Source organism: Acidaminococcus sp. AM33-14BH (assembly GCF_003603525.1).
GTDB classification, from domain to species: domain Bacteria; phylum Bacillota; class Negativicutes; order Acidaminococcales; family Acidaminococcaceae; genus Acidaminococcus; species Acidaminococcus intestini.
In genome coordinates, this window is record NZ_QTNG01000013.1 from 73,709 (window position 1) to 84,620 (window position 10,912).

2 protein-coding genes and 1 pseudogene are annotated in these 10,912 nt (G+C 46.2%); 2 read left to right on the plus strand and 1 reads right to left on the minus strand.

All coding sequences use genetic code 11. The features are described from left to right. Positions 1-625 precede the first annotated feature (625 nt). Positions 626-2,245, plus strand: coding sequence for a hypothetical protein (locus DW817_RS09405; protein ID WP_120112271.1), 1,620 nt, complete (start codon positions 626-628; stop codon positions 2,243-2,245). Then, the gene (locus DW817_RS09410; RefSeq protein ID WP_120112275.1) at positions 2,239-3,804 is read left to right on the plus strand and encodes an autotransporter outer membrane beta-barrel domain-containing protein; all 1,566 of its coding nucleotides are present in this window, start codon (positions 2,239-2,241) and stop codon (positions 3,802-3,804) included. Before DW817_RS09405 ends, DW817_RS09410 begins: the two co-directional genes overlap by 7 nt. A 407-nt stretch (positions 3,805-4,211) precedes the next feature. On the opposite strand, the pseudogene DW817_RS09420 reads toward DW817_RS09410, so the two are convergent. Continuing rightward, positions 4,212-10,416, minus strand: a pseudogene (locus DW817_RS09420) (ESPR-type extended signal peptide-containing protein). Positions 10,417-10,912: the final 496 nt, after the last annotated feature.

Sequence of the window (10,912 nt, forward strand, 5' to 3'; positions counted from 1 at the left end):
GTCTGGTACTATATTCTAACAGAGGATGCTTCATTATGCGCCTTTTTATATTTCCAAAATCGACCCTTTAGGGGGGGGTGTCCAACTTCATTTTACAATTAGCCTAAATAAAATATACAAAATTCTCTGACAATCACAGGAAATGGGGTTCAATGTTAAAAACGTCATCATCTTTGGCCATATCCAGTTTATTACCGATGAATCACTGGCTATAAAAGAAGTACGTGCAATAGCCATGAAATACTTTGACAGAGTCTACGCTGATGAAAAAATCAAGAAAAGCATGAAATACATTCAAATATTGCAACTAACGATCGACAATATGACAGTAAAACTCGTCAATGAGTCATAATTCGCGTAAAAGGAATACCCTCTGTACCAAAAAAAAGAAGGATTCCTATCCCATTCTCACCGCCTTACATCGAGTGTCGCTTAAAATATATGGCCTTCCGTTTTTTGCCTACTATAGCTAGTAAAAGGGAGTCCACATATCAGCATTACTGATTATGCAATGATAAGAATTTATCTCTTTCTATCAACTTTTAGGCGTACAATAGACATAAGACGCTAAAATTCAAGATATGGTTTAAAGATTCATCTTAAGCATTGAAGGGAGAAAAACATTATGCACAGAGACAAGAAAAAACTGGCGTTAGCTATTGTGTTAGCTATTTCTAGCTATCCATCATTCGACCACGCCATGGCGCAAGCTATTACTACACAAGGAGACATCGATTCTCAGATCAATGCACCGTTACAATCAGGGAATCAGACGATAACCACATCAACTATCGACACCATCAGAAATCCATGGACGCCTTCTGTACCATCATACTTAAATATTGTAGCTGATAATGGTGCTACCCTTGATATTCACGGCGACATCGCTGTGCCTCATGACTTGACGCTGACATCACATCCGGAATCTGGAACAGATACGACATCGTATGTGGGAAATATCTTATCCCGCAGTGAAGGAAGCTCCATCCGCTTTCACGATATCAATACACTCACATTAGACGCCGGACGGCAAACCCACGGACCTTCATCTCTCACCCCATCCATATCTAATATACATATAGTCGGTAATGGCTCCATTCAAGTGGATCCATCTGTACATACGCTTATATTAGATACGACAGATGTTCCAGACATAGGTTCCAGTCGTCCTGCCAGCTCAATTCCCCGCGTGACAAACATCTTAGTAGCCGGCCAGTCAGTTACGCTACTAAGCGATAACGTCGAATTACGCCGTAAAGGAGAGACAACAGGTATTAAAGTTAATACGAGCAGTACCATCCAATCTACAGATACAGAGAGATCAACGCCACATTTATTTATTGGCACAGATGCTCACCAGATTCAATCTCTAACTGTGGAAAATGAAGAATATGATGCGAGCCCGCTTTCAAATCCTGTAGATTATGGAGTCAGTAACCGTATGAACGAGGGCATTTTTTCAAACGCCGGCGAGACAACGCTGAACGCCAAAAACATAACGGTCAATCATGCTGCCATAGGAATTGATAATAACAGTGCGAATTTACACATTGGGTCCGAAGCTCTTCCCGTAGACACGCTTGCCCTTAACGATACAAATATTGCCGTGTCAACTATGTATCACAATGCAAAAACACAGATATTTGCCCGGAACATCGACATAGAGGCCCGTGCTAATCGTCGAAACTCGGATCCTAATAGTTCGTCAGGCTTTAAACTTATAACTAGAAACGATAAGGCGTCAACGATTATTTCAACAGGAACCGGCACTAACGAAGGGCTATACATCAATGGTAATGACGGCACCCAATATGCTGCTTTTTTGTTACAGAATTTGTCAACAAATGGAACCTCCACTCCAAATCCTAACAAGCCGCAATTTACTATCACGAAAGGAAATGTGCGTGCAACAAACACTACGATGGGGATTTGCAACATTGACGGCGCGTTCCAAGTTGGATCCGACTCAGCTTCCTCAGGCGGGGATTTTACGATTGACCACACCACAACGGGTTTATATAGCTACGCTAACAGCAGCACGCGCATCCATGCCAAAAATTTAAACATCAGTGATAATGTGAATACAGCCATCAATACCTACACTCCTTCTAGGGATACGCTAGATTCCATAGACATCCAAACAGATGGAACAGCAACGCTGCATGGCCAAAGGTATACAATTTACCACCATTCCACAGGGACACTGAATATCAATACGGCCGCACAGGGAATACCGTTATGCTAGGACGAGTCCAAACTAATTTGGGCCATGTAAATATCACATTCCGTTCGCCTCAATCATATTTTGACGGCGATGCTTGGGATTCACATTCTGGATGGGGCAAGACGGATATCGATTTACAGCAAGGCGCTCGATGGTACGTGACGAATAATTCCCGAGTCGATCAAATCCATATTGACGACAACTCTCTCCTCGATTTGAGCCATCGCGGAGATACTACGGCGTCGCACGCTTTCACTGATGTGCATACCACGCACCTAGATAACGGAACAGGGTCTAGCGGGACTATTACGTTCGGTACCGATTTAGCGCAAAGCTATGCTGACCGCACTGTATCCGGTCACAGCGACACGTTGACGATTACAGGCAGCAGCCAAGGCCGTTTCCATGTGATGCTCAATGACTACAGCCACCATGCTGGAACGCCTATTCGTGATGGATATGTTCTTCTTGTCCGTGATGAAAGCCCGACAGGCGCTGGCCAAGCGACTTTCACAGGTGACGCTCATATCCAAAACGGCGGTCTCTTTGCACGGCCTGTGACAATTACTGACCAGGCACCAGACGCTAATCATGGATATACCGACGTTCCAACAAGCGGCCATAACTGGTATGCTACGTTCCGTGACAGCACAGAACCAGTGAATCCGCCAATCCCAACCAATAATAATATCGACAATCAATCTTTTGCGAAGTCCCGCTATTTAGGGCTGTACCTTGAACAAGATACACTCCGTAAACGCGTAGGCGACTGGACGTCGATTGACAGTGAACGAGGCATTTGGGCACGTTTGAGCCGTGGCCGTGTCACCACCGACGGACTCAGTGGGCACTCAACTTACAACGCGTACCAACTCGGCTATGACCACATGATCAAGAGCAGCCCGACAGAAAAACAATTCCTCGGCGTATCTTATCACCATCGCGACTTGCGGTACGGCTTAGACCATTTTACGCATGACACCAAAGGAGATGCTGATGTGGCTAGTCTGTACTGGACGACGACTAGGCAAGATGGCCAGTACCTCGATATTGTCGGCCGTCTTGGTCAGATGAAAGCCAAAGGCGTTACCTTTGGCGATTTCCCAGAACATATGCATTGGAGCAGCCCTTATCAATTCTTGGGCGTTGAATACGGCCGTCATATCCCTCTTTCTGACCATGGTTGGTATGTAGAACCGCAAAGTCAATTGACCTATAGTCACTTAGGCAGCGCTTCCTATACAACAAATCAAGGGAATCACGGATACTTACGTGACATCGATAGTCTCATTGGACGTCTCGGCACATCTATAGGCCATAAGACAGCGCATAGCGATTATTACGTCAATGCCTTTTGGCATCATGAATTCAAGGGAAATGTCGATTATACCTTGCAAGACAAAAACGGAAATACCGTGGTTGGCCATGATGGCAATGGCGCTAGTTGGCTTAGCATTGGCTTCGGCGGTGAATACAGGCCGACAAATAGTCTAGCTTTATATGGCGATATTGAAAAAAACTTTGGGGGCGATGTCACTCGCAATTGGAGCTGGAATGTAGGCGCTCGATTCAGTTTCTAATGCGTCAACACGTATCGTAAATAACAGGAATTAAAGAGGACTGGATCTAAAATTTAAAGGAAACGGAATCAGCCTTGGTTTTAGCGGTTCAGCTGCCGCCTCAAGAACACATCCGCCCTCATTGCAAGGCCACTACAAGACGCATAAAGGGTTGCTATACGCGCCTCATCAAACATTCCCCGCTTCTCCATAAAGAGTTGCATCTCCTGTATCGCCAAGGTGTTAAAACGCATCTCATTTGGTCTGCGCAATTTTGAGCGCTTTCGTAATAGGATCTTGTACATTAACACACGCAACGAAAAAGGACACGCACTGTATTCAGTGCATGTCCTCTTAAATCCAATTGAATAGAGAATTGGGGCAATGAAATCAAGCATTGCCCCAATGTCTTATTATCCTACATACTTTTATGATTTCTGGATATGGGATCCATACACATCCCGGAAATCACCTCTGTTTTTATCATCCTTATCATTGATACGGACACGTTCTACCTTATGACGGTCATTATCCTTACCAGAAATACGATCCACACGGAACCGGTCAATATTTTGAACTTTGACCAGTTCAGGTCCAAATTCATCCACCGACCGGGCCATATTTCCATCAGAAGGTGCCCCATTCTGTAAAGCTCGGTAGATGACCGTAGCGTACTCATAGCGAGTCATAGAACGATCTCCCTTAAATTCTCCGTCCGGATATCCCTCCAAGTAGCCTTTTTCGGCCAATGTTTTCACATATTGGTAAGCCCAATGGTTCTCTGGTACATCAGGAAAGTTCATGCTGTGCGTAGACGCAGGGATTGCCTTGGCAGGCTGGCCTGATTCATAAGCAGCTAATTTTTTCGTGAGTGTTTCGATTTGGTTTTTCATGGCCAACATGTCCTTGGCCATGGATACTCTGGAGCGAGAGATATGGTTCTTTTGTCCAAATTTCCAGCTGACTCCTACATTCACCATATTTTCGCCTCCGCTAAAGGAACCTCCCACACTGAACATCGTATCTTCGTTAGGACGATAATACGCTCCGATAGCCACTGCATGAGCATCTTTATAATTCCCATACCCTGCAGCAAAATCCCATTTGTCATCTGGATCGAAATCCAATGGATGCAATCCTGCCAGAGCCGCGGCACCTGCCCCAACACGGTTCACTCGATCTCCCAATCGGCTGATCCGGTTTTCCGCACGGTACAGCTGGCTTCCATTTACAGCATCCGTACTGGTCGATGAAATATCTCCAGGAGCTACGTTGGTAATCTTATTTCCACCATTATTCAGCCCATCTTTATTGAGCGTAACATCCTGCCCTGCGGAACCGTTTTTGATTGTCATCCCACCCGTCGTTATGGCGGTGTCTCCAACGTTGACAGTACTGGCGTTTACCGTCGTGATATTCCCTGTGTCTGCTGTAACAGTCTTCGTGGTAACCGAATCCAGTCCTTTCAAATCTTTTGAAAGCCGAACTTTCAGGTTATCACTTCCATCAGATACCACTCCGATATTGTCTTCCGTTGACAGTTTAGAAGAATCCGTAATGCCCCCAACTACATTCACTTGCCCATTGAGTTTTTTACTGATTACATTCCCTACGTCGCCGCCATATTTCATTCCGTCGTTCATAGTGGCGACCGTCTGGGTATTCCCATTGTGATCTTCATAGACGATCCGATCAATACCATCCGTGCCATTATAGCCATCCGTGCCGTCTACTCCATTCACACCTTTTACAACATGGATGTCAGCAGAAGCACCATCCTTGCCATTGATGCCAATATGACCATCGGTACCATTGGTTCCGTCTTTCCCTATAGAAGAAATGGTAACCCCATCTTTGCCATCGGCACCTTTTACACCAATAGCCCCATTGACGCCATCAGCACCGTCTTTGCCCTGGCCGCCCACGGTGACAGTATCTGCCTTGAGATTTTTGTCCAGTCCAATGACCAGATCTCCATTTGCATCCACTACAGTCTTGATATTGGAAGCATCATATTCTGCGTCCGCTTTCGTCCCATTCCCTTTGATGGTCATGGTGTTGTTCAGTTTTTTGGCCACAGACCCTGTATTCCCCGCAAACTTCAGTCCATCATCTAACGTGGCAACTTCATGGGTGACATGGGCATCATCTTCGTAAACTATACGGGTCATACCATTAGCACCATTGGAACCATCCACGCCATCCTGACCCTTCGCAGATTTCATGGTAAGCCCATCTTTCCCGTCTTTTCCATTCATTCCGATAGAGCCATCTTTCCCATTGATGGTAACAGCTGAGCCATCTTTGCCCGCCACACCGATGGAACCGTCTATACCATTTTCGCCTTTTTCACCCAGATTCAGATTGTCATTGACATTGACCTTGTACGGATCTTCCGTTGTGCCTGTTCCTGTAACTGTCGTATTTTTTCCGTCTACCAATTTGGTGGCATTCTTTGCAATTTCATCTTTCAGCTGGCTGACATTCACCGCATCTGTTTCAGCAGTGCCGGCAGCCACATTGTGAATCTGATTGCCCCCATTATCCAGCCCCTTTTCTGTCAAAGAAACTGGCGAAGTCCCTGGTGCCGGATTTTTCGGGGCAATCGTAATACCGCCAGCTCCAATCGTTGTCTCATTCCCATCTTTATCCGTGATGGTCATGCCGCTTCCCTGGGTCACGGTCTTATTTCCGTTAGTATCGGCAGTAGTTACACTGGTCACATTCAAATCATCGTTCAGGACCACTTTCATCGTTCCGTTTTCCACTTTCGTAGAAATATTTTTGCCGTCCCCGGTAACCTCAATATCCTCTCCCAGAGATTTATGGACGATATTCCCATCCTGATCCTTTAATCCGAACCCTTTTTCCGTTAGATCGGCAGACTGTTTCGTCAACTGACTGACGTTGACAGCATCTGTATCCGCTGTACCAGCAGCTACGTTGGTGATTTTCGTGCCGTTGGCATTGATTCCTTCCTTGGTCACAGAAGGTCCGCCAGTTATGGTCACTCCCTGATTATTGATGGTAGTATCTCCGGCCTTTACCGTCTCTGCATTTACAGTTTTCGATGTAATACTATTCAGCCCAGTCACATCTTTTGCCAATTTTACGGTCATCGTATTATTGGCTGAATTAGCAACCACCCCGATATTATCATCGCTTAAATTGTTGCTGTCAGCACCGCCCAAAAGGGACATAGCCTGATCAGAACCGCGATGGAGTACATTGACATCTGCTTCCGAAGTATTGCCAATGGTCGAATTGTCTCCAGCAAACCGCAGAGGCCGCGTCATGGTGTAAAGCTGGCTTCCATTCACCGCATCCGTACTCTTTGCGCTGACCAGCCCGGCCGCAACGTTCTGGATGCGCCGTTCTTTCCCCACGGACCCCACCGTTACAATACCAGCAGGGGTTCCCCCAGCATATTGATACGTTCCGTTGCTGCTGTAAGCACCCATCCCTTTCGTAGTGGCTCCTGATGCAACATAAGCAGAGTTACTGCCCAGATAGACAGAATTCCCCAAAGTGGCTGTTACATGGCTGCCCAAGATCTGGGTATTGGACAAATCCGTATTCTGCGCCGTGGCATCAAGGGTATTCTGGTTGCCAATGATTTGGATATCCGTCAAATCCTTGTTTTTCTGATTTTTGGCTCGGATGGTGTTTTTGGAACCGGCAATCACGATATCAGATACATTGCCCGCATCGCCTGCTGTACTTGTATCCGGATCCCCAGTAACCCTATTCTGATTGCCCGTTACAAAAATATTACCAAAGGCTTTCGGGTTGGCAGAATTATTGGAAAGGGATTCCATTTTCAGCACGTTTTGATTCCCTACAATACGATTGCTGTCCCCTTCCATTCGGTTTTCATTCCCAAAGATCCCCGAATTCGAAGCACTTACATCAGCAGCTGTACCTGTTGCAGCCGTACTGTTCTGGCTGCCCAAAACATATGTATTTGCCCCAGTGACCCGGTTTTGGGTACCGATTGCCCCGGAAGAAACACCTTCTGCCTGTGCATTCGTCCCCACTGCGAGAGCATTTTTTGCCAGTGCCTGAGCCGTATCACCAATAGCGGAAGCACTTTTGCTGTTGCTTTTGGCATCACTGCCGATGGCGATAGCTTTGTCATCAGAAACGCCAGCAGAATAGCCAATGGCAACAGCTTTATCTACGCTGCTTCCACCATTTTTTATAGAGGATGTTGCCAAAGTCCCTATAGCCAGAGAATGATTTCCGGCTGCCTGAGCGCCAGCCCCGATTGCCGTGTTATATTGATAACCGCTGATGGCTAAAGTCTGTTTCAGGCTGCCCGGGTTAGCCGGATCTTCATAACCGGCTCCCACTGTAATACTGCCAAGACTCTGCGCTTCTGTATTATTCCCCAGCGCAACACTCCTGTCCCCTAAAGCTTTGGTGCTCACGCCAGCTGCCATAGAGTCTTCACCCGTAGCCAAATCGTTGTCATAATTATTCAAATCGGTAGATTTTACAGAGTAGTAATGTGTTTTTGCCGTATCAACGATCTTATTGACCTGAGCCACATTCGCTGCATCAGTCCCCAGTGTCCCTGCCGCAACATTGTGGATTTTCGTTCCCTTATTGTCATTATTACGAAGGGTAATACTGTCTCCATCTCCAGAAGTGACCGTATCATAATATACCCCACTTGCCGTTGCAGAAGAAACATTCGCATTGACCCGAGCTACCGTAGCGTCTATTGATTTTTTGAGCTGTGCCACAGTAACGGCATCCTGATCCAGTGCCCCGTCAGCTACATTGGTAATACGGCGCAGCGCCGATGCATTGCCGACGGAAACGGCAGTCTTGGGAGCCGCCTGTCCTGTCAGATACCCAGTCCCACTGATCATAGCGGCGTTAGCCACGGAGTCATTGCCTATGGCAACATTGCCGCCTGAAGCCTGTGCACCCTGACCTAAAGCTACACTGGCCGCATCTGCAGCCTGGGCGTTAAACCCGACTGCTGTAGACCCATTTCCATTCGCCTGTGCCTGATACCCTATTGCAACGGCATCATCAGCAGCTTTCGTCTCACTGCCTAAAGCCGTAGACTGGATCCGCGATACAGCAGAATCGTTTTTATTGGCATGATAGCCAATGGAAACATTTTTCCCTTCCGATATGTTTCCGCTAGACCCAATATTGGTCCCAGCTTCAGAACCAATGGCTACATTATGGTCGCTTTTGACATCATTTCCCGTTTTGTAGCCAATTGCAATGTTCTGTTGTCCGTCAATATTGTTACCAGCACCGTCTCCGATGACTACATGAGACCCTTTGGCCCCTAATACATCCCCTACCATACCGACCCCAGCATTAGGGCCAAGTACGACAGAACGGACGGCATTTGCACTGGCATCTTTGCCCAAAACCACAGAAGCACTGCTCCCAGCAACAGCTCCGTTCCCAAGAGCAACGGCATCTGCCCCACTAGCTTGCGCATTCTTACCCATAGCCAGGGCATCTGCTCCACTGGCTGCTGCCTCTGTTCCAACCGCAATGCTGTCAGCTCCAGAAGCAGCCGTACTTTTGCCCAGAGCCAGTGCGCCTTCCGCCTCAGCCTTTGCGCTGTCTCCAATCGCTGCAGCACTATGACTGTTTTGCGTCACAGCTGCATTGTTGCCTATCGCAATTGAATGATTCGAAGCAACCGTACTAGCCTTAGTTCCAATTGCCATGCTGTTATCGTTGAGCTGAGCATTGGTCCCATCATTATAGACCGTCGCTCCATCCCCCAGTGCAATCGAAGAATTTCCCCGAGCATTGGCCGCATCGCCGATGGATATGCTTGCTTTGCCTCCGCCTATAACCACAGTAGAACTGTTGCCATCAGCCGTCATACCGTTAAAAGATCCGCTGACAGCTTTTCGGCCAATGGCAATACTGTTTTCAGCAGATGAAGCAGAACGTGCAGCATCGCCCAGAGCCACAGAATCTTTGCCGTTTGCTTTTGCACTGACACCAATGGCAACAGCATCTTTGCCCGCAGCTGCAGCGTCCTCTCCTGTGGAATTGGCACGGAAATACTTTATTCCCGGTTTTGTTTTATCCAAGCCCAAAGCAGAATGCACATTTTTTAGCTCTGTAATATCAGCCGTATTATTGTTGATTTTTCCTGTATTGGCTGTAATCGCATTTTTATTCGCCGTAATATCCGTCTTGTTTTGCTGGATGTCATTGGAATTTTGATTGATTCCAATCTTATTGTTAGCAATCTCTGTGCTGTTATCCGCAATTTTGTCCGTATTGGTAGCAATAGCTGTTTGGTTATTTTGTACGTCTGTTTTTACTGCATCCACTTCTGCACTGGTTGCAACCCCATCAGTGGATATTGTGATTGTCTTTGTTGTATCGTCTTTAGTTACAGAAATGTTAGTTCCGGCATTCAAAGTATCACCGTCATGAACAACTTCAGCGCTACCATAACGTGCACTTCCAAATACAAGCACAGCTGTTAATACGGTACTAGTCAGTACCCCCCCCCGTTTTAATAATTGTTCTTAATAAAGAATTACCCGACGTTTTCCCGCCATTTTTTGCTAATTCTGAAACAACCTGGTACTGCCCTTTTGCGCAATTGAATATAACCTTGTAAATTCTATTCAATCTAATCGCCTCCTTTATATTAAAAATAGCATAAAATAACACCCAGCACCTTTAATAGATTTAAACTTTATACGGTGCATTTTTCTTATTTTAACATCATTTTACTTCCTAAACAATGCATTCCTCTAGATTTTTAGTGGCAAGAAGTTTTCGGTCTTTTCTTTAAACCCAGATAATAAGCGGGGGCTTATTTCCACATTTTACAAAATATGTGCCATTTGCAGTCCTTTTGCTTACTTTCCTAGTGGGATGCTTGCAGAGCTGCGCGTTCCCATACTTCCTTGATGCACGCCCTTGTGAGGCTGCACAGGGACCTGTTTCATGGTCCTATAATTTATTTTGGGGCGCTAAAGTGACCGTCCAGGTGCGTGTCCTCTTAGCGCCTACTTTTTTCAATAAAAAATAGGCGTATGTACTCAAATCCTTTGCAATTAAAGTGTCAGACAATAAAGAAAGTGAGTTGAATACATATGCCTTCTCTAGATTATATCGAAAA